Genomic DNA, 19,218 nt, shown 5'->3' with positions numbered 1-19,218 from the left:
CCGCGAAAAAGGGCGGCGTCACGACGGGAGATGACGCGATGACCGAGATGACGCCATCCAACGCCGGAACTCTTGCGGGCAAGAGCGCCGCGACGCCGATCGACGCTGCTGCCGGGACGATCAAGCGCGGCGAACGCGCAGGACTCTATGATCCCCGCAACGAGCATGACGCCTGCGGCGTCGGCTTCATCGCTCACATGAAGAACGTGAAGTCCCACTCCATCCTGGAGAAGGGCCTGCAGATCCTGGAGAACCTCACCCATCGCGGTGCCGTCGGCGCCGACCCGCTGATGGGCGACGGGGCCGGCATGCTCCTGCAGATCCCGCACACGCTGTTCGCCGAGGATATGGGCAAGCAGGGCATCGATCTTCCCGAGCCCGGTCGTTACGGCGTCGGCCATGTGTTCATGCCGCGCGATGCCGAAAAGCGCGCGCATGTCGAGGCGATCTTCGAGGACGTTGCGCGCGAGGAAGGCCAGACCGTGCTCGGCTGGCGCGACGTGCCGGTGACCAACACCTCACTGTCGAAGGCGCCGGAGATCGTCGCCACCGAGCCTGTGCACCGCCAGATCTTCATCGGTCGGGCGCCGTCGATCGCGAGCGACGACGATTTCGAGCGCAAGCTGTTCATCCTGCGCAAGGTCGTCTCGAACCGGATCCAGGCGGAGACGGGCGGCGAGGACATCGGCTTCTACATCGTCTCGCTGTCCTCGCGCACGATCGTCTACAAGGGCATGTTCCTGGCCTACCAGCTGGGCGCCTATTACCACGACCTCAAGGATCCGCGCTTCGAATCCGCGCTGGCCCTCGTCCACCAGCGGTTCTCGACCAACACCTTCCCGTCCTGGAAGCTCGCCCACCCGTACCGGATGGTCGCCCATAACGGCGAGATCAACACGCTGCGCGGCAACGTCAACTGGATGGCGGCCCGCCAGGCCTCGGTCGATTCGGAGCTCTTCGGCAACGACATCTCCAAGCTCTGGCCGATCTCCTACGAGGGCCAGTCGGACACCGCCTGCTTCGACAATGCCTTGGAATTCCTCGTCCAGGGAGGCTATCCGCTCGTCCATGCGATGATGATGCTGATCCCGGAGGCGTGGGCCGGCAACAAGCAGATGGCCAAGGACACCCAGGCCTTCTACGAGTATCACGCCGCACTGATGGAGCCCTGGGACGGGCCCGCGGCGGTCGCCTTCACCGACGGCCGCCAGATCGGCGCGACGCTCGACCGTAACGGGCTGCGGCCGGCCCGCTACGTCGTCACCGACGACGACCTCGTCATCATGGCGTCCGAAGCCGGCACGCTGGAGATCGAGGAAGAGCGCATCGTCACCAAGTGGCGCCTGCAGCCCGGCCGCATGCTCTTGATCGACCTCGAAAAGGGCCGGATCGTCTCCGACGAGGAGATCAAGCACGAGATGGCGGGCGCCAACCCCTATCGCGACTGGCTGAAGAACACCCAGATCATCCTGGAGGACCTGAAGCCCGTGGCACCGCGCGCCTCGCGCTCGGACGTCACGCTGCTCGACCGCCAGCAGGCCTTCGGCTACACGATCGAGGACACCCGCACGCTGATGGCGCCGATGGCGACCACCGGCCAGGAGGCGATCGGCTCCATGGGCACCGACACGCCGATCTCGGCGATGTCGGAGAAGCCCAAGCTCCTCTACACCTATTTCAAGCAGAACTTCGCCCAGGTGACGAACCCGCCGATCGATCCGATCCGCGAGGAACTCGTCATGTCGCTCGTCTCCTTCATCGGACCGCGGCCGAACATCTTCGACCTCGAGGGCTCCTCGCGCCGCAAGCGGCTGGAGGTGCGCCAGCCGATCCTGACCAATGGCGACCTCGAGAAGATCCGCAATATCGGCCACACCGAGGACCGGTTCGACACCAAGACCATCGACATGACCTATGCCGCCGAAAGCGGTGCGGCCGGCATGGCGGGCGCGCTCGACCGGCTGTGCGAGCGGGCCGAGGCGGCGGTCGTCGGCGGCTACAACATCATCATCCTGTCGGACCGGCAGGTGGGCCCGGATCGCATCCCGATCCCGGCGCTGCTCGCCTGCGCCGCCGTTCACCACCATCTGATCCGCAAGGGCCTCAGGACCGCGGCTGGCCTCGTCATCGAGAGCGGCGAGCCCCGCGAGGTGCATCACTTCGCATGCCTGGCCGGCTACGGCGCCGAGGCGATCAACCCCTATCTCGCCTTCGACACGCTTTTGGAAATGCACCGGCGCGGCGACTTCCCGCCGGAGGTCGATCCGACCGAGGTGGTGACGCGCTACATCAAGTCGATCGGCAAGGGGATCCTGAAGGTCATGTCCAAGATGGGCATCTCGACCTACCAGTCCTATTGCGGCGCGCAGATCTTCGACATCGTCGGGATGAAGTCCGAGTTCGTGAAACGCTACTTCACCGGCACGGCGACGACGATCGAGGGCGTCGGCCTCGACGAGGTCGCGCGCGAGAGCGCGACGCGCCACGACCGCGCCTTCTCCAACGACCCGATCCTGCAGCGTTCGCTCGATATCGGCGGCGAATATGTCTACCGCATGCGCGGCGAGAGCCACATGTGGTCGCCGGACGCCGTGGCGACGCTCCAGCATGCGGTGCGCACCGGGTCCTTCGAGAAGTATCAGGACTACGCGAAGATGGTGAACGAGGCCTCGGTCGAGACCTCCACCATCAGGGGCCTGTTCCGCATCAAGAACGCCGAGGAGGCGGGCCGAGCCGCCGTGCCTCTCGACGAGGTCGAACCGGCCAAGGAGATCGTCAAGCGCTTCTGCACCGGCGCGATGTCCTTCGGCTCGATCAGCCGCGAGGCTCATACGACGCTCGCCCGCGCGATGAACCAGATCGGCGGCAAGTCGAACACCGGCGAGGGCGGGGAGGAGCCTGACCGCTTCCTGCCGCTGGCCGGCGGACAGCCCAATCCCGAACGCTCGGCGATCAAGCAGATCGCCTCCGGCCGGTTCGGCGTGACGACGGAATATCTCGTCAATGCCGACATGCTGCAGATCAAGGTGGCGCAGGGGGCGAAGCCCGGCGAGGGCGGTCAGCTGCCCGGCCACAAGGTCGACGCGACCATCGCCAAGACCCGGCACTCGACCCCTGGCGTCGGCCTGATCTCGCCGCCGCCGCATCATGACATCTACTCGATCGAGGATCTGGCGCAGCTCATCTACGACCTGAAGAACGTCAACCCGGCGGCCGACATCTCCGTCAAGCTCGTCTCCGAGGTCGGCGTCGGCACGGTTGCGGCGGGTGTCGCCAAGGCGCGCGCCGACCACATCATCGTCGCCGGCTATGACGGCGGCACCGGTGCCTCGCCGCTGACCTCGATCAAGCACGCCGGCTCGCCTTGGGAGATGGGGCTTGCCGAGACCCAGCAGACGCTGGTGATGAACGGCCTGCGCTCGAGGGTGTGTCTGCAGGTGGACGGTGGCCTGAAGACCGGCCGCGACGTTATCGTCGGGGCCCTTCTCGGCGCCGACGAATTCGGCTTCTCGACCGCACCGCTGATCGCGGCCGGCTGCATCATGATGCGCAAGTGCCACCTCAACACCTGCCCCGTCGGCGTCGCGACGCAGGATCCGGTGCTGCGTAAGCGCTTCAAGGGCGCGCCCGAGCATGTCATCAACTACTTCTTCTACGTAGCGGAAGAGGTGCGCACGCTGATGGCCGCGATGGGCGTTCGCCATCTCTCGGAGCTGATCGGTCAGTCCCAACTCCTCGACAAGCGCGAGATGATCGACCACTGGAAGGCGCGCGGCCTCGACTTCACCAATGTCTTCTACAAGCCTAAGGCGCCGGAAGAGGAACTGCGCTGGACGAAGCGCCAGCACCATCCGATCGAGGAGGTGCTCGACCGCAGGCTTATTGCCGAGGCTGAGCCGGCCTTGACCGCCCGCCAGAAGGTGACGATCGAAACGCCGATCTCGAACGTCGATCGCTCGGCGGGAGCGATGCTTTCCGGTGAGCTCGTCAAGCGCTTCGGGCTGAAGGGCCTGCGCGACGATACGATCACGGTGAAGCTGACCGGCACGGCCGGCCAGAGCTTCGGTGCGTTCCTGGCCCGGGGAATCACCTTCGAACTCACCGGCGACGGCAACGACTATGTCGGCAAGGGCCTGTCGGGTGGCCGGCTCGTGGTGAAGCCGCGCGACAATTCGCGGGTCGTGCCGGAGGAGTCGATCATCGTCGGTAATACCGTGCTCTACGGCGCGATCTCCGGCGAGTGCTACTTCCGCGGCGTCGCGGGCGAACGCTTCGCCGTCCGCAACTCCGGTGCGATCGCAGTCGTCGAGGGCGTCGGTGACCATGGCTGCGAATACATGACCGGCGGCGTCGTGGTGATCCTCGGCGAGACCGGCCGCAACTTCGCGGCCGGCATGTCCGGCGGCGTCGCCTATGTCTATGACGAGAAGGGCGATTTCGCCGAGCGCTGCAACATGGCGATGGTCGACCTCGAGCCGGTGCCGGAAGAGGACGACCTGCTGGAGAAGCTGCATCACCATGGCGGTGACCTGCAGCACAAGGGCCGTGTCGACGTCTCCTCCGACATGACCGGCCATGACGACGAGCGGCTCTTCCAGCTGATCTCCAACCATCTCCACTATACCGGCTCCGGCCGGGCGAAGGAGATGCTGGACAATTGGGAGTCGTTCCGGCCGAAATTCGTCAAGGTGATGCCGGTCGAGTACCGGCGCGCGCTGCAGGAGATGGAGCGCATGCGTATGGGGGTGGCAGCGGAATAGGCGAGGCGCGTCTGTGGTGCGGTGGTAGAGTTTTAGGAGAGCAATCGACGGCTCTTGTCACCGCCCAACGGAATATGAAGATCCTGCGGAATGGCGAAGATCGGATCCTCTACGCCCAGGGATTTCGTTCTGAGGAGGACGACATCACGATCATTGAGGGCGAGTCGGGAGATGGCGATCCATTTCCGCGTGCCGGAAGGCATGAAGGCGCTGGAGTGGTTCGGTCCGTTCGCCGATTGGGAGGAAGATTATGCCAGCGGATAGCTATCGGGACCGGATTGTCACGGATCCTGAGGTCATGTTCGGGAAGCCGACGATAAAGGGAACGCGGCTGACGGTGGAGCACGTCCTGCGCCGGCTTGCGGCTGGATGGAGCGTGGAGGATCTGCTTCATGAACATCCGCGGCTGACGCGGGAAGACGTGATGGCAGCGAGTGCTATTGCGGCAGATCATCTTCACGACGCTTTCCCCGCCGCGGCTGATGCGGCTGAGTGAGTTCGGTTTCCTCGCCGACGAATGTGTCTGGCGGTCGCTGGTCGTCGCCTTGCGCGAAGCCGGCTTCGTCTGCGAATGGATCCCCGACTTGGTGCCAAGCATCGCCGATCGTGACGTGTTGGCGCTGTCGGTATCGAGGAGACGGATCCTCGTAACCGAGGACGGCGATTTCGGAGAGCTGGTCTTTCGGCAGGACCTTCCCGCTTTATGGCGTGCTGCGTATCAGGCTGTCGCAGCATGAGGGCGAGAAGGAAGAAGTGGCTAAGAAGGTGGTTTCGCAGATCGTAGAGATCGCGGGCGGCCTGAGTGGAAATTATACGACGATGGAGCCGAAGCGGCTGAGGCGACGCGCCCTGCCTGTTCGGCTGGACCACAAGGACTGACATGGGCAAGGTTACGGGTTTTCTCGAGATCGATCGGCAGACGCACAAGTATCAGCCGGCTTCCGACCGCATTCGCCATTTCCGCGAGTTCACCCTGCCGATGTCCGACGAGGAGGTCGGCAAGCAGGCGGCGCGCTGCATGGATTGCGGCATTCCCTATTGCCATGGCCCGACGGGCTGCCCGATACACAACCAGATCCCCGACTGGAACGATCTCGTCTATTCCGGCGACTGGGAGACGGCCGCCCGCAATCTTCACTCGACCAACAACTTTCCGGAATTCACCGGACGCATCTGCCCGGCGCCGTGCGAGGAGGCCTGCACCCTCAATCTCGAGGACACGCCGGTCGCGATCAAGACGGTCGAACAGGCGATCGCCGACAAGGCCTACAAGCTCGGCTTCATCCGTCCGCAGCCGTCCGACACGAAGACCGGCAAGCGCGTCGCGGTGATCGGGTCCGGCCCGGCCGGCCTGGCTGCGGCCCAGCAGCTCGGCCGCGCCGGCCACGACGTCCATGTCTATGAGCGCGAGTCGCGCCCAGGCGGCCTCCTTCGCTACGGTATTCCCGACTTCAAGATGGAGAAGCACTGGATCGACAAGCGCGTCGAGCAGATGTCGGGCGAGGGCGTCACCTTCTTCTGCGGGGTCAATGTCGGCGTCGACAAGCCGATCGCGGATCTTGCCGCCGAATACGATGCCGTCCTGTTCTGCGGTGGCTCCGAGCGCCCGCGCGACGCCGGAATCCCGCATGAGGGGCTTTCGGGCGTCTACGATGCCATGCCCTATCTCGTGCAGCAGAACCGGCGCGTCGGCGGCGAGAAGGTCGAGAGCGTCGGCTGGCCGTCGGAGGAGATCTGGGCCGGGGGCAAGCATGTGGTCGTCGTCGGCGGCGGCGATACGGCGTCCGACTGCGTCGGCACGGCGTTCCGGCAGGGTGCAGTGAAGGTCACCCAGCTCGACATCCGCCCGCAGCCGCCGAAGACCGAGAACAAGCTCGAGGTCTGGCCCTATTGGGCGACCAAGATGCGGACCTCGTCCAGCCAGGCCGAGGGCGCGATCCGCGAATTCCAGATCGCGACGCTCGAATTCGTCGGCGAGGACGGCGTTCTGACCGGCGTCAAATGCGCCGAGGTCGACGCGAGCCGCAAGCCGCTTCCGGGCACGGAATTCGTCATCAAGGCGGATCTCGCCTTCATCGCGATCGGCTTCGCCGGGCCGTCGCCGACGGGCTTCCTCGCCGATGCCGGCGACGCCCTGAAGACGCGCAGCGACCGCCGCGGCAATGTCTCAATCGAGGCGGACGACGTCGGCTATCTCACCTCGCTCGACAAGGTCTACGCGGCCGGAGACGCAAGGCGAGGCCAGTCCCTGGTGGTCTGGGCTATCCGGGAGGGCCGGCAGGCTGCGCGGGCGATCGACCTCGACCTGATGGGTACGACGACGCTGCCGCGCTGATCAGGCGGCGCGTCGTGCGGCCCGTCACTCGGCGGGCGTGTCGACGCCTTTCTGGGCCTCTTGGTTCTGCTCCGTCCAGTCGGCGATGATGGCATCGACGATGGAGGGCATTTCCTTGGGCGGCTTGATGCCTTCCTTGGCTCGCACCGCCTCGAGGTCGAGCGAGCCGCGATAGGCGACGGCGCTCCCCGGAGCGACGGCGTCGGTCTTTTCCCGCCAGCCGAAATCGTCGGCCCGGCCTTCCACATTGCCGGTGCCGGCGCCGTTGAGGACCAGCCTGTCGCGCGGAGAGGGCTCCAGCGAAAAGCCCTGGACGCTGCCGCCACCGAGCAGCGCCTCCGCGCCGTCGAGCTTGGGATCGTCGAGCGCCACCGGGCGGGTGGTGACGGCATTGGCCGCGTTGCCGAGCGGCGGCAGCTGCAGGTTCGGCTGATCGGCCGCCAGGGGGCCGGCCGGCGCCGCCGTGGTATCGCCGAGAACGCGGTCGATCGCCTTCTGGGCGAAGAACGCGAGCTTCTCGTCACCGGCGTCCGTCATGGTGATGCCGTCGGAATTGCGCAGCTGCACCGTCTGCCCGTTCACGCCGGGGCCGGTGTAGATGAAGCCGCCCTCGGCATCGACGAAGCCATCCCAGATATCGACGAACTGTCCCGAAACCTCGGTCGCCGCCTTCCGGTACAGATCGTTGAAGAAGATCATGTCCTCGCTCATCCGATCGAACTTGAAGGACGGCAGCCCGACCCAGACGAGCGGGACCTTCTTCGTCTGCGCGATCTTCGCGATCTCGGCGATCCGCTTCTCGTATTCCTTCGTCCAGCCGTCGGAGCGCAGGGTCATCGACTGCGATCCCTCGGAGATGGTCTGGCGGTCGTTCGAGCCGAGCATGACGACGAGGACGTCCGGCTTCTCCTCGTCCATGATCGGGCCGAGCTTCTCGGGCCAGTCGTAGTGATCGTCCCGCACGAGGCCGGAGGACCCGTCGGTCCGGGCCTCGATGTCGACCATGTCATTGTCGGCGTAGACGTCCTCCAGGCCGCTCGCCAGCGATGCGGCGAGGAAGTCGCCGACGACGAGGACGGTCTTGGCGTCTTCGCTCTTGGCCGCCGGGCCGGCATCCGATGCGTTGCTGTCGGCGGCCGCGGTCGGCGCGCGCTTGCGCCGCTCCGGGCGGCTGGAGGACCGCGTGCTGGAGCGCGAGGGGCGGGTGACGGAGCGCTTGGGTTCGCGCCGGATGACGCGGCGCTGGATGCGGCGCGGATCCGGCTGGGCGGATTGGGTGCCGCCGCCAAACAGCATCTCCAGGACGGTGCGCGGCCGCTGCTGAGCCGCGGCGATGTCAGGAGAGGCAAGATCTCCCACGAGCATGGCGAAGACGACGAGCACGGCGACGAGGCCCGTTCGAGCCATCTTCGCCGCGCTGCCGCTCACCCTTGACCGTGCTGTCGTCACGTCGCGTTCCAAGCCTTGCCGTCACTTCCTTCGCAGAAATTCGAGGAGCGCCTTGGAAGCGTTCCCGTCCTGCGGGATCCCTGCCTGGCCCTGCAGGCTCATAATCGCTGCCTTCGAACCCGACCCGATCTTACCATCGATCTTGCCGTCATAAAGGCCCTGGCGCTGAAGGTGCTGCTGCAGTTCGTAGCGCTCGGCCATCGTCAGCGGCGTATATCCGCGCGGCCAGTCGACATACAGGCCCTCGTAACCGCCGATCCGATCGCCGAGCATTCCGACGGCGAGCGCGTATTTGTCGGCATTGTTGTATTTCTTGATGACGAAGAAGTTCTTGGTCATCAGGAAGGCCGGCCCGTTGTCGCCGGCCAAGCGGATGAGGTTCGCCCGGTCCGAGGGATAGGGAAAGGGCTTGCCGTTCGGCCGCCGGAAGCCGAGCGCCTCCCACTGTGCGAGCGTGCGGTTGTCGCGCTCGAGCTTGCCGCGATACTTGGCCGGTACGATGACCTCGTAGCCCCAGGTCTTGCCGGTTTCCCAGCCATTGCGGTGCAGGAGGTTGGCCGCGGTCGCCAGCGCGTCCGGGACCGATTCCCAGATGTTGGCGTGACCGTCTCCGTCCATGTCCACCTTATAGGCCAGGTAGCTGGTGGGAATGAACTGGGTATGGCCCATGGCGCCGGCCCAGGAACTGATCAGCTCGTTCACCTTGATGTCGCCGGATTGGGCGATCTTCAGGGCGGCGATCAGCTGCTGGCGCGCGAAGCGGGCCCGCGACTTGTCGAGATAGGCGAGCGTCGCCAGGGAGCGCGGCAGGCTCCGCATCACGTCCTGGCGCGTGAGGATCTGGCCGTAATTGGTTTCCATCGACCAGATCGCGAGCAGGACGTCGCGGTCGACGCCGAAGCGCTGTTCGATGCGGTCGAGCCAGCCGGAGAGCTGCGAGCGATAGGCCTGGCCCTTGGCGATCTGCTCCTCGTTGACGCGATTGTCGATATAGTCCCACACCTTGTCGCGGAATTCGGGCTGATAGCGGGCCTTCTCGATCACCTCCGGATCGGGATCGGTGATGCCGGAAAAGGCGGCACGATAGACGTTGCGGCTGACACCGCTCTTGGCCGCGACGCTCTCGAAATTCTGGATCCAGCGCTGGAAGCCCGCATCCGCGAAGGCCGGAGCCGCGCTGGCAAGGCTAATCCAGGCCGCGAACACCGCCGCGCCGAACCGAGCCACGCGCGATCCACTCGTCCGTTGCATCATGTCATCCCCCTTGGATGTCGTCTTGCATTGCCGAAATCGGCATATTACGGCGAGGACGTTAAAGCTTTCTTCAGCATGACCACGCTCGGTGGCTTAGGTGCCGATCTGGCCATTCCGCGTTGTTTCGCTATTTCGCGGCGAAAACGCGGCATCGGCACATGCGGCGTCGCCTATCGGCGATACCCGTTCTTCCTGCCCTCTTGTTTTCCCCCGCCGTGACGAGGAATATCGAACGATGAAAAAAGTCAGAAAAGCCGTCTTTCCCGTCGCCGGTCTCGGCACGCGGTTCCTGCCCGCCACCAAGTCGATCCCGAAGGAGATGCTCACCGTCGTCGACCGGCCGGTGATCCAGTATGTGGTCGACGAGGCGAAAGAGGCGGGGATCGAGCACCTGATCTTCGTCACCGGCCGCAACAAGGGCGTCATCGAGGACTATTTCGACATCCAGGTCGAATTGTCCAATACGCTCGCCGAGCGCGGCAAGACAGCCGAGCTCACGCTTCTCGACGATCTCCAGCCCAAGGCCGGCACGGCGAGCTTCACCCGCCAGCAGGCGCCGCTCGGCCTCGGCCATGCGGTCTGGTGCGCGAGAGACCTCGTCGGCAACGAGCCCTTCGCGCTGCTCCTGCCGGACATGATCATGCAGGCCGAGCGTGGCTGCCTCGCCGAAATGGTCAGGCTCTACGAGAACGCCGGCGGCAACGTCATCTCGGTCGAGACCTGCGATCCGAACGAGACCCACAAATACGGCATCGTCGGCAAGGGCGAGGACGTCGCCAACGGCTTCAAGGTCACCGGCATGGTGGAGAAGCCGAAGCCGGCGGACGCGCCGTCGAACTACTACATCTCAGGCCGCTACATCCTGCAGCCGGAGATCTTCGACATCCTGTCGACCCAGGAGAAGGGCGCCGGCAACGAGATTCAGCTCACCGACGGCATGTACAAGCTGATGCAGCAGCAGGAATTCGCGGCCTATCCCTTCCATGGCCGCACCTTCGACTGCGGCTCCAAGGAGGGCTTCATCGAGGCGAACGTCGCCTTCGCGCTGTGGCGCCCGGACATCCGCGAGAAGGTCATCGGCAACATCGAAAAGCTGATGAAGACCGTCGAGCCGGCAAACGGGAACTGACCGCAGGCGGGCTCTTCGGCTCGAGGCCCGTCAGCGCTGCAGTTTGATCCCGAGGCTGATCGTGTCGACCCGGTAGTCCGCGTCCTTCACCTGCGACAGATCCTCTTGGTGGCTGTAGAGGCCGGTGACGGCCATGGTGCGGTTGATCCAATAGGTGAAGCCGGCCTCTCCGGTCAGCAGCGTCTCGTCGTTCGATGCGAGGGAGGAATCCTTGTATTCCGCCCGGAACGCTGCGGTCAGGTCGGTGCGAGCGGTCAGCGCGTGGCGCAGGCCGAGCGCACCGACATAAGTGGTCGTCGTCGACTGTCCGGACGTCTCCGGCTCGAAGGTGGTCTTGGCCGACAGCGTTACGTCGGTCCCCCGCTGCGCCGACCAGACCAGGCTGGCGTCGATGGTCGGAGCCGCGGCCCGCGCGCTGCGGGCGTCGTCCGGTCGGTTCCAGGCGTAACCCACGGCGATCTCGCCGGTAAGCTTCTCGGTGAGCGAGAGCTCGACGCCGGTGCGCAGGGCCGGGATCCAGGAGTCGCGATCGAGACTGCCGTCCGGCAGGCGGTAGTCCTCGTCGAAGAGCCGGCGTCCGATGCTCGCCTCGACGAAGGGCTTCAACGCCGGCGAGAGATCGTAGCCGGTCCGCAGGGCCGTCGTTAGCGTGGTGTAGTCGTCGCTCGCGCGCTGCCCCGGAAGCCCGGAATAGCTCTTGCGGGCCGCCGTGATCGTGCCCGACAGGATCAGGGGCTCGAATGTGTGGGTCAGCTGCGCCGAGGCCGAGCCGCTGAACACGTCGGCCCGCGTCGTGCTGGACAGGCCGTCGTCGATGTCGTCCGCGTCCTCCCGCTGATAGTCGATCGCGCCCCGCAGCGTGGCGACGGTGTCGTGCGACAGGTCGAGCCGCAGCCGGCCGTCGATGGCGGCGGACGGATCTTCCTTGACGGTGCCCGCGAAGTTGCGCCGGTAGGAGAGGCTGCTGTTGATCTCCGCCTGGTGGAGGGACCAGTCCGAGATCAGGCGGGCGGAGACCGTCGTCTCGCTGAAGACGCCGCTCTTGCCATGCGCCTTCGCCTCAAGATTGCTCGAGATGCCGAGCGTCTGGATGAGCTGCGGATAGAGGATGAAGCTGCCGGCCCGCATGCCGACCGGTCCGAATGGGTCCTCGGCCTTGCGTCTGGGACGGAGAATCCGGTCGATCGCCTGGGTGGGCCGGACGTTGCGAAGCGGGCTGTCGGCCGAGGACGTCTCGTCGGCGACGCCGCCGGCAAGCGGCGGGTTGGGCTGCGCCGGCAGGCCGTTGGCGGTTACCCGCTGCCGGGCCGGTCCGCCGGCGGGTCCCGCGGGCCGCACGGGCTTGGCGGGCCGGGACGGGCTCGATCCCTGATCCTTCGGTTTGCCGTCCCGCGCCTCGCCATCCGCGCCCTGCCTGCGCCCGGTCGCGGGAAAGGGCGTATTGGGCGAGGGGGTTGCGCTGCCTCCGAGGACGGCCGGCTGGTTGGTTTCGGGGCCCGCGAAGAGGTCGAAGCTGCGCGGCTTGGGCGCGGACCGCGCATCGCCCGGCGCGGCACCGTCATCCTGTCCCGCCGCAGACATGTCGCGGGCGTCGGGACCATTCGCCAGATCATTGCCTGCGGCATCGGGAGCGTTCGGCTCGCCTTGGGGGCGGGGAGCCTGGATCCGCGTGTTGCTGTCCATCGGCTCACGCCGCTGCTGCGTCAGCGTGCGCGAATCGGTGATGTCCCGCTCGGTGCGCAGATCCGGCAGGCGCAGCGTCTGCGCGCCGGCGCCCGTGGCAGCCGCCGGGCCGAGCGCGAGAAGCGCCGCGACGACGCCGGCCGAAAGACGCTCGCGGCGCGAGAGGGTCATGATCGGGCGCTTCCACTTTCTCCAGCCGTGCGACACGGCCGATGCCGGGTCGTCACATTCCGAGGCGGAAGGTAAGGCGGGGGAATTGCGTGAAGCTGTTTCGGCGGCGGGTCTGATAGATCCGAAGCCGTGTGGCGGCCGTCCCTACTGCCGTCAGCCGGCCTTCACGGCGAGGGGTGTCAGGCGGCCGGGGGCGTCGTCGTGCCGGTCGGCTCGACGCGTAGGATGGCGCCGTTGGCGCCAACGATTCGAACCATGGTGCCAACCGGCAGTTCCGGCCCTTCGACGCTCCACCAGCCGTCCTCGATGGCGATGCGCCCGCGTCCGGCGGTGATCGCCTCGGAGAGCCTTGCCTCCCTGCCGATGAGCCGCTTCGTCCGGCGGTTCAAGGGCGCATCGGGATTGGTTTCGCTCTTCGAGCCGTACCAGTGCCGGCCGAGAAAGACGCAGACCGCGGAGACGACCACGAAGGCGATCGTCTGCTGCTCCCAGCCGAACCAGCCGGAGGATCCGACCAGGAACACGTTGGTGCCGACGATCAGGGCTGCGATGCCGAAGAACAGGAGGTAGACGCCGGGCAGGATCGCTTCGAGGACGAGAAGCAGGAGGCCGGCGATCCACCAGCCATAAACGCCGAGACTCGCGATGAGATCGGTCATTTTCCCTCGCCTGCCGTCGGCACCGGCGGCACGCTGAAGCGCGTCCGCGTGCCGGAAGGCTGCGGGGCGGACGGCTTGGGCGCGCCGGCTTCCGGCCCGAAGGCGCCTCTGGCGAGTTCGGCGATGCCGGCGATCGAGCCGACCAGCGACGTTGCCTCGAGCGGCATCAGGATGACACGCTGGTTCGGTGCGGAGGCTAGCTTCGACAGCGCCTCTGTGTACTTCTGGGCCACGAAATAGTTGATCGCCTGGACGTCGCCAGCGGCGATCGCCTCAGAGACGAGTCGCGTCGCGGTCGCCTCGGCCTCGGCCAGCCGCTCGCGCGCCTCGGCCTCCCGATAGGCGGCCTCGCGCTTGCCCTCGGCCTGCAGGATCTGGCTCTGCTTCTCGCCCTCGGCCCGTAGGATCGCGGCATTGCGCGAGCCCTCGGCCTCGAGAATGTCGGCGCGCTTCTCGCGCTCGGCCATCATCTGCCGGGCCATGGCGTCGACGAGGTTCTTCGGCGGGTTGATGTCCTTGATCTCGATCCGGGTGATCTTGATGCCCCAGGAGTGCGAGGCCTGGTCGACGACCCTGAGGATCCGCTCCGAGATCGTGTCGCGGTTGGACAGGAGGTCGTCGAGATCCATCGATCCCATCACCGACCTCAGATTGGTCATGACGAGGTTGAGGATGGCGTTGTCGAGGCCGGAGACCTCGTAGGCCGCCGCCGCTGCGTCGAGGATCTGGTAGAATGCGACACCGTCGGCGGCGACCGAGGCGTTGTCGCGGGTGATCACCTCCTGCGTCGGCACATCGAGCACCTGCTCCATCATGTTGATCTTGCGTCCGACGCGCTCGACGAACGGGAACAGGATGTTGAGCCCGGGGGTGAGGGTGCGTGTGTATCTGCCGAAATTCTCGACGGTGTAGTTGTATCCCTGCGGGACGATCTTGATCGTCGAAAACAGCGTGACGATCGCGAAGAACAGGACGACAAGGATCAGGATACCGGTAGCCGACAGCATATCTCTTCCTCTTCGTCCGCAGACATTGCGACACTGGCTCAGTGGAAAGCGCAGGAACTATTGCGGCGGGGTGATGCTCACGCAAGCCGCCGGACGGGGAATTCGCCGGCCTGCGGCGGAATGCGCTGGGCGCAGACTCACTCGATCCAGCCCCGCAGCTCCCGCCGGACCATTGCCTCGATGACGTCCATCCCCGGCTCGGAATCGTTGAGGCACGGAATGTGGCTGAACTTCTCGCCGCCCGCCTCGTGGAAGATCTCGCCGGCCTCGCCCGCGATCTCCTCCAGCGTCTCCAGACAGTCGGAGACGAAGCCGGGATTGAGGATCGCGATCTTCTTGACGCCTTCCTTCGGCAGCGCCTCGACGGTCTTGTCGGTATAAGGCTGCAGCCATTCTTCCGGTCCGAAGCGCGACTGGAAGGTCGTCATCAGCCGGCCCTTTTCCCAGCCGAGCCGCTCCTCCAGAAGACGCGAGGTCTTCTGGCAATGGCAGTGATAGGGATCGCCCTTCCGGAAATAGCTCTGCGGGATGCCGTGGTATGAGCAGATCACCCGCTCCGGCTCGAAATCCAGCGTTTCGAGATGGGTCTCGATCGAGCGGGCGAGCGCGTCGATATAGACCGGCTCGTCGTGATAGGGCGGCACCGTGCGCACCGCCGGCATCCACCGCTTGCTCATCATGTGCTCGAAGAACTTGTCGTTCACGGTCGCCGTGGTGGACGCCGAATACTGCGGATAGAGCGGGAAGACGAGGATCCGCTCGCAGCCCTCGTTCATCAGGAAATCGGCACGCTCGGCGATCGAGGGCTGGCCGTAGCGCATCGCCCAGTCGACGACGATTTCGCCGTGGCCGGCGAGGCGAAGGGCGAGTTTCTCGCCTTGCGCGCGGGTGAAGGTCCGCAGCGGCGACTCGTTCTTTTCGGTGTTCCAGATCTGCGCATAGGCGGCCCCGGATTTCTTCGGCCGTGTGTTGAGGACGATGCCGTAGAGGATCGGATACCAGGCCGCGCGCGGCCATTCGATGACGCGCTTGTCGGACAGGAATTCCTTCAGGTAGCGGCGCATCGGCTTGAAGTCGGTGCCGTCCGGCGTGCCGAGATTGACCAGGAGCACGCCCACCTTCGGTTGCCTGACCGTCGGATGACCGGCGGGGAGGGGGCCGGTCGCGCGCTGGGCGACCGTTTTGGTGAGGGCATTCATCGCATCATCCCGGATCAGAGTTTGGCGGATGACAGACCCGCCGATCCGCCGCGGCGAGACGTCGCCACGGCGCGAGCGGGGCGACATCGGCCAGTGCCGCGCCGGCGCTCAAGCGCCGATATAGGCATCCTTCTCGGCCGATGGAATGCAGCCGGCGCCCGCAGCGTCGCCTTGCCGCTCAGGCGCGCGACAATTCGAAGCGGTTGCCGCTGGAGGTCGCGCAGGACAGACGGTTCGGCTCGACCTGATTGCAGTTAGCCGCGACCTGCTGCTTCGTGGTCTCCGAGGTGTAGAGGATGTTCACCTGCCCCGGACCCAGATCCGTATAGGTGCCGCTCGCGAGAAGACCGTTGGTTGCCGTCTCGATGGAAGCGAAACGGCCGTTGTTGAACGTCGCCCTATAGGCGACTGGCCCGCCGACTGAGGACCACGCCCCTTCGATCCCGCGAGGGCGGACAGGTTCGAGGCTGGCGCGGGGTCCGCCGCTCTGGCATGCGGCGAAAAGGGCGAGCGGAAGGAGAAGGGCGGCGATCCGGCGCATCCTGAGATCCCAGTAAGGTCGCGCGTGCGGCATTGCGACCGATCCGCGCAGAAGTGGCAATTTGTCGTCGGGAACTCTGCCACATCAGTCTCAAAACGCGACAGTCCGACGAACTTGAAGGAAGGAGAGTTATCCACGGTTATCGTGAACCGGCGATTAATCAAGCGGCGCAGTCACACCGTTTCAGCCCGCCGGGAGGGAATGACGGAGTGGATCGAGCCGATCGATTCAATCGTCCGGATCCTGTCGTCGGAAGAGAAGCCGAACCAGTACATCGTCGTGCCGGTAATCAGCGTTCCGCTCTCCTCGTCGCGCCGCGTCCAGTCGCAGCGGCTGGCGGCCTCGTCGAACTCGCAGACGATGCCGCGCAGCTCGTACGAGATATAGGATGTGCGCTTGAGAAGTTCCTCGAAGAAGGCGCGCGCCTCCGCCTCGCCAGCAAGCCGGAACTCGCCCTCCATTCGCCCGAACCACGGTTCGTCAGACAGCGCCGCGTTGCTTCGCTGAGAGATCACGGCGCCCGGTAGGAAGTGGCGGGCGATGGAGCCGACGGTTCCGGACATCACGGCTTCCATCACGTCTTCTACGACGGCCCGCTTTCGATCCAAGTTCACGACGTAACGCTCCTCGCAGAGCCGGCTCGATGCCGGCCTTGCACAGCTTTAACTGGGAACGTGCGAAGTCGTTGCAACCTTTTGGAGGCGCGCCGCCGGTCCGGCGCATCCAGCGGCCGCGGGCGGTCCGGCCGCTCGGACCGGACCTTTGGCTGCGTCAGCGAACCAGGATGTTCTTGAACTGCCAGGGGTCCTTCTCGTCGATGTCCTCCGGGAACAGTCCCGGCCGGTCACGCAGCGGCGTCCAGTCGGTATAGTAGCCCTTGACCGGGCCGAGATAGGGCGTTTGCACTTCCAGGCAGCGCTTGTAGTCCATCTCGTCGGACTCGACGATGCCGGCCTCCGGGTTCTCGATTGCCCAGACCATGCCGGCGAGGACGGCGGAGGTCACCTGCAGGCCGGTGGCGTTCTGATAGGGCGCGATCTGGCGCGTCTCCTCGATCGAGAGCTGCGAGCCGTACCAATAGGCGTTCTTTTCGTGGCCGTAGAGAAGGACGCCGAGTTCGTCGATGCCGTCGACGATCTCGTTCTCGTCGAGAACGTGCTGCTCCGGCTGGATCTTGCCGGCCGCGCCGAAGAGTTCGTGCAGCGACAGGACCGCATCATTCGCCGGATGGTAGGCGTAGTGGCAGGTCGGACGGTAGGTGACCTCGTCGTCCTTGTTGCGATGGGTGAAGTAGTCGGCGATCGAGATCGACTCGTTGTGCGTCACCAGGAAGCCGTATTGCGGGCCCGGCGTCGGGCACCAGGTGCGAACGCGGGTGTTGGCGCCCGGCTGCTCCAGATAGATCGCCGACTGGTGGCCCTTCTTGTGGGTCTTGCCGTTCTTCGGCATCCACTTCTCGTGCGTTCCCCAGCCGAGTTCGGCCGGCTGCATGCCTTCCGACAGGAAACCCTCAACCGACCAGGTGTTCCAGAATACGTTCATCGGCTTGGGGTTCTTGGCGCGCTGGGTATCGCGCTCGGCGATGTGGATGCCCTTGACGCCGACCTTCTTCATCAGCTTGGCCCAGCCTTCGCGATCGTCCTGCGTCGGCTCCTCGAAATCGAGGCCGGTGTCGCGGGCGATGTCGACGAGCGCCTTTTTGACGAACCAGGAGACCATGCCGGGATTGGCGCCGCAGCAGGAGACGGCCGTGGTGCCGCCGGGATTCTTGCGCTTCTCCTTGCGGACGGTCTCGCGCAGGGCATAATTCGTGCGCTCGGCATTCGACATGTTCTTGTCGAAGTAGAAGCCCAGCCAGGGCTCGACCACTGTGTCGATGTAGAGCACGCCGAGCTCGCGGCAGAGCTTCATCAGGTCGAGCGAGGACGTGTCGACGGAGAGGTTCACGCAGAAACCCTGGCCGCCGCCCTCGGTGAGGAGCGGCTTCAGCAGCGTCTCGTAGTTCTTGCGCGTCACCGCTTCCTTGACGAATTTGATGCCGCGCTCGTCGAGCATCTGGCGGTGGCTGTCGTCGGGATCGACCACGGTGAAGCGGTCCTTGTCGTATTCGAAATGCCGCTCGATCAGCGGCAGCGTGCCGCGTCCGATCGAGCCGAAGCCGATCATGACGATCGGGCCGGTGATCTTGCCGTGGATCGGATGGTTGTCAGTGGCCATGGTCCCACTCCTTCGGAAGGCTTGGCGTCCTATGGCGCCGTCGGGCGCCGAACTTCCCGCGTGGCGCTAGACGGTTTCGCGCCCCTTTGAAAGGGGGAGGGCGCGCGATCTTGTCCGGCGAGCCCTATCTCCCCCGCGCACGGGCATCATGGCCGCGAGACGGTATGGCCCTTTGGACGAGGGACTTATATCCTGTTCATGACGCATTCGTGGAAGGGGAGCGAGGAATAGTGGAGAAGGACATTTCCGTCGTCCTCGACGATCGGCTCTCGGATTTCGTGGGTGTCAGGTCACGACTGGACGTCACGGCACTCCGGGTGACGTGGTCCGAGCCGGCCTGCTGCTTCTTCAAGAGCACGAGGCGAGAGTTGCGGCGTTGCAAGACGCGCTCATCGCGGGCGAAAGCTCCGGCGAGCCCACCCACTTCGACGGTGAGGCCTTTCTCGTCGAGGTGAAAGCCAGACACGGTGGCTGAATCGGGCGGTTATCGCCTTTCGCCGCCAGCTCGATCGGATCTCGAAGCCATCTGGCTTTATACGCTGTAGCAATGGTCTGAAGCCCAGGCGGGTAGATACTATCGTTCGATCACGGCCGCTTGTGAAAGCTTTTCGGCTGGGCGCGCGAGAGGGCGGCGCGTGCCCGAAAGGCAGGGTTATCTGAAACTCGGCGTGGGTTCGCACATCATCTTCTATCGACAAGACGGCGCCTGGATCGACGTCATCCGCATTCTGCACGAGCGGATGGACGTCGACCTTCACTTGTAGGCGCCGCGAAGACCGTCGCCTCGCTCCCTGCACTCGGCCCATCGTTTGGC

14 protein-coding genes and 2 pseudogenes are annotated in these 19,218 nt (G+C 65.4%); 7 read left to right on the top strand and 9 right to left on the bottom strand.

The window, feature by feature from the left end; all coding sequences use genetic code 11:
• Window positions 1-38 precede the first annotated feature (38 nt).
• The 4 genes from gltB (at window position 39) to LH400_RS19235 (ending at window position 7,095) form a co-directional block, all read left to right on the top strand.
• On the top strand, window positions 39-4,760 hold the full coding sequence (gene gltB, locus LH400_RS19250; protein WP_229154786.1) for a glutamate synthase large subunit: 4,722 nt from the start codon (window positions 39-41) through the stop codon (window positions 4,758-4,760).
• Between the two features lie 250 nt (window positions 4,761-5,010).
• Complete coding sequence (locus LH400_RS19245) at window positions 5,011-5,256, top strand: DUF433 domain-containing protein (RefSeq protein ID WP_255617933.1); 246 nt, start codon at window positions 5,011-5,013, stop codon at window positions 5,254-5,256.
• Window positions 5,201-5,497 (top strand): DUF5615 family PIN-like protein, encoded by a 297-nt coding sequence (locus LH400_RS19240; protein ID WP_229154785.1) that lies wholly within the window; start codon window positions 5,201-5,203, stop codon window positions 5,495-5,497. Before LH400_RS19245 ends, LH400_RS19240 begins: the two co-directional genes overlap by 56 nt.
• Window positions 5,498-5,640: 143 nt before the next feature.
• A complete protein-coding gene (locus tag LH400_RS19235) occupies window positions 5,641-7,095 on the top strand; it encodes a glutamate synthase subunit beta (RefSeq protein ID WP_229154784.1) in 1,455 nt (484 codons plus the stop codon).
• Window positions 7,096-7,119: 24 nt separating this feature from the next.
• Here the strand turns inward: LH400_RS19235 and LH400_RS19230 are convergent, their stop codons facing one another.
• Both LH400_RS19230 and LH400_RS19225 read right to left on the bottom strand, forming a co-directional pair.
• The gene (locus tag LH400_RS19230; RefSeq protein WP_229154783.1) at window positions 7,120-8,502 is read right to left on the bottom strand and encodes an SGNH/GDSL hydrolase family protein; all 1,383 of its coding nucleotides are present in this window, start codon (window positions 8,500-8,502) and stop codon (window positions 7,120-7,122) included.
• A gap of 63 nt (window positions 8,503-8,565) precedes the next feature.
• Window positions 8,566-9,798, bottom strand: a complete 1,233-nt coding sequence (locus LH400_RS19225) for a lytic murein transglycosylase (protein WP_370638432.1) — start codon at window positions 9,796-9,798, stop codon at window positions 8,566-8,568.
• Between the two features lie 235 nt (window positions 9,799-10,033).
• Between LH400_RS19225 and galU the strand changes: the two genes are divergently transcribed.
• Window positions 10,034-10,927 carry a UTP--glucose-1-phosphate uridylyltransferase GalU gene (gene galU, locus LH400_RS19220; RefSeq protein WP_229154781.1) on the top strand — a complete coding sequence of 298 codons (894 nt, stop codon included), beginning with the start codon at window positions 10,034-10,036 and terminating at the stop codon, window positions 10,925-10,927.
• A 30-nt stretch (window positions 10,928-10,957) separates the two neighbouring features.
• Here galU and LH400_RS19215 read toward each other — a convergent pair whose 3' ends face one another.
• The 7 genes from LH400_RS19215 to LH400_RS19185 form a co-directional block, all read right to left on the bottom strand.
• The gene (locus LH400_RS19215; RefSeq protein WP_229154780.1) at window positions 10,958-12,781 is read right to left on the bottom strand and encodes an outer membrane beta-barrel protein; all 1,824 of its coding nucleotides are present in this window, start codon (window positions 12,779-12,781) and stop codon (window positions 10,958-10,960) included.
• A gap of 179 nt (window positions 12,782-12,960) precedes the next feature.
• Window positions 12,961-13,440, bottom strand: a complete 480-nt coding sequence (locus LH400_RS19210; protein ID WP_229154779.1) for an NfeD family protein — start codon at window positions 13,438-13,440, stop codon at window positions 12,961-12,963.
• On the bottom strand, window positions 13,437-14,447 hold the full coding sequence (locus LH400_RS19205) for an SPFH domain-containing protein (protein ID WP_229154778.1): 1,011 nt from the start codon (window positions 14,445-14,447) through the stop codon (window positions 13,437-13,439). The genes LH400_RS19210 and LH400_RS19205 overlap by 4 nt, the downstream gene beginning before the upstream one ends.
• Window positions 14,448-14,584: 137 nt before the next feature.
• Window positions 14,585-15,646, bottom strand: coding sequence for a ferrochelatase (hemH, locus tag LH400_RS19200; protein ID WP_229154777.1), 1,062 nt, complete (start codon window positions 15,644-15,646; stop codon window positions 14,585-14,587).
• Window positions 15,647-15,824: 178 nt separating this feature from the next.
• The gene (locus LH400_RS19195) at window positions 15,825-16,220 is read right to left on the bottom strand and encodes an Omp10 family outer membrane lipoprotein (protein WP_229154776.1); all 396 of its coding nucleotides are present in this window, start codon (window positions 16,218-16,220) and stop codon (window positions 15,825-15,827) included.
• Window positions 16,221-16,360: 140 nt separating this feature from the next.
• Complete coding sequence (locus LH400_RS19190) at window positions 16,361-16,750, bottom strand: nuclear transport factor 2 family protein (protein WP_229154775.1); 390 nt, start codon at window positions 16,748-16,750, stop codon at window positions 16,361-16,363.
• Window positions 16,751-16,958: 208 nt separating this feature from the next.
• Window positions 16,959-18,404 carry a homospermidine synthase gene (locus LH400_RS19185; RefSeq protein WP_229154774.1) on the bottom strand — a complete coding sequence of 482 codons (1,446 nt, stop codon included), beginning with the start codon at window positions 18,402-18,404 and terminating at the stop codon, window positions 16,959-16,961.
• A gap of 230 nt (window positions 18,405-18,634) precedes the next feature.
• Here LH400_RS19185 and LH400_RS19180 point away from each other — a divergent pair.
• Together LH400_RS19180 and LH400_RS19175 are read left to right on the top strand one after the other, a co-directional pair.
• Window positions 18,635-18,879 (top strand): annotated as a pseudogene (locus LH400_RS19180) (type II toxin-antitoxin system ParD family antitoxin).
• Between the two features lie 82 nt (window positions 18,880-18,961).
• Window positions 18,962-19,168, top strand: a pseudogene (locus LH400_RS19175) (type II toxin-antitoxin system RelE/ParE family toxin); the annotation flags it as partial.
• Window positions 19,169-19,218 lie beyond the last annotated feature (50 nt).

Origin of the sequence: Jiella soli, assembly GCF_020615385.1 — a bacterium.
Classification (GTDB): domain Bacteria; phylum Pseudomonadota; class Alphaproteobacteria; order Rhizobiales; family Rhizobiaceae; genus VKMB-3413.
This window is presented reverse-complemented; position numbering and strand designations above follow the sequence as displayed.

Bases quoted from the DNA above. Each gene is read 5' to 3' on its own strand.
- gltB (WP_229154786.1), top strand. From the start codon at position 39: ATGACCGAGATGACGCCATCCAACGCCGGAACTCTTGCGGGCAAGAGC.
- LH400_RS19245 (WP_255617933.1), top strand. From the start codon at position 5,011: ATGCCAGCGGATAGCTATCGGGACCGGATTGTCACGGATCCTGAGGTC.
- LH400_RS19235 (WP_229154784.1), top strand. From the start codon at position 5,641: ATGGGCAAGGTTACGGGTTTTCTCGAGATCGATCGGCAGACGCACAAG.
- LH400_RS19230 (WP_229154783.1), bottom strand. From the start codon at position 8,502: ATGGCTCGAACGGGCCTCGTCGCCGTGCTCGTCGTCTTCGCCATGCTC.
- LH400_RS19225 (WP_370638432.1), bottom strand. From the start codon at position 9,798: ATGATGCAACGGACGAGTGGATCGCGCGTGGCTCGGTTCGGCGCGGCG.
- galU (WP_229154781.1), top strand. From the start codon at position 10,034: ATGAAAAAAGTCAGAAAAGCCGTCTTTCCCGTCGCCGGTCTCGGCACG.
- LH400_RS19215 (WP_229154780.1), bottom strand. From the start codon at position 12,781: ATGACCCTCTCGCGCCGCGAGCGTCTTTCGGCCGGCGTCGTCGCGGCG.
- LH400_RS19210 (WP_229154779.1), bottom strand. From the start codon at position 13,440: ATGACCGATCTCATCGCGAGTCTCGGCGTTTATGGCTGGTGGATCGCC.
- LH400_RS19205 (WP_229154778.1), bottom strand. From the start codon at position 14,447: ATGCTGTCGGCTACCGGTATCCTGATCCTTGTCGTCCTGTTCTTCGCG.
- hemH (WP_229154777.1), bottom strand. From the start codon at position 15,646: ATGAATGCCCTCACCAAAACGGTCGCCCAGCGCGCGACCGGCCCCCTC.
- LH400_RS19195 (WP_229154776.1), bottom strand. From the start codon at position 16,220: ATGCCGCACGCGCGACCTTACTGGGATCTCAGGATGCGCCGGATCGCC.
- LH400_RS19190 (WP_229154775.1), bottom strand. From the start codon at position 16,750: ATGTCCGGAACCGTCGGCTCCATCGCCCGCCACTTCCTACCGGGCGCC.
- LH400_RS19185 (WP_229154774.1), bottom strand. From the start codon at position 18,404: ATGGCCACTGACAACCATCCGATCCACGGCAAGATCACCGGCCCGATC.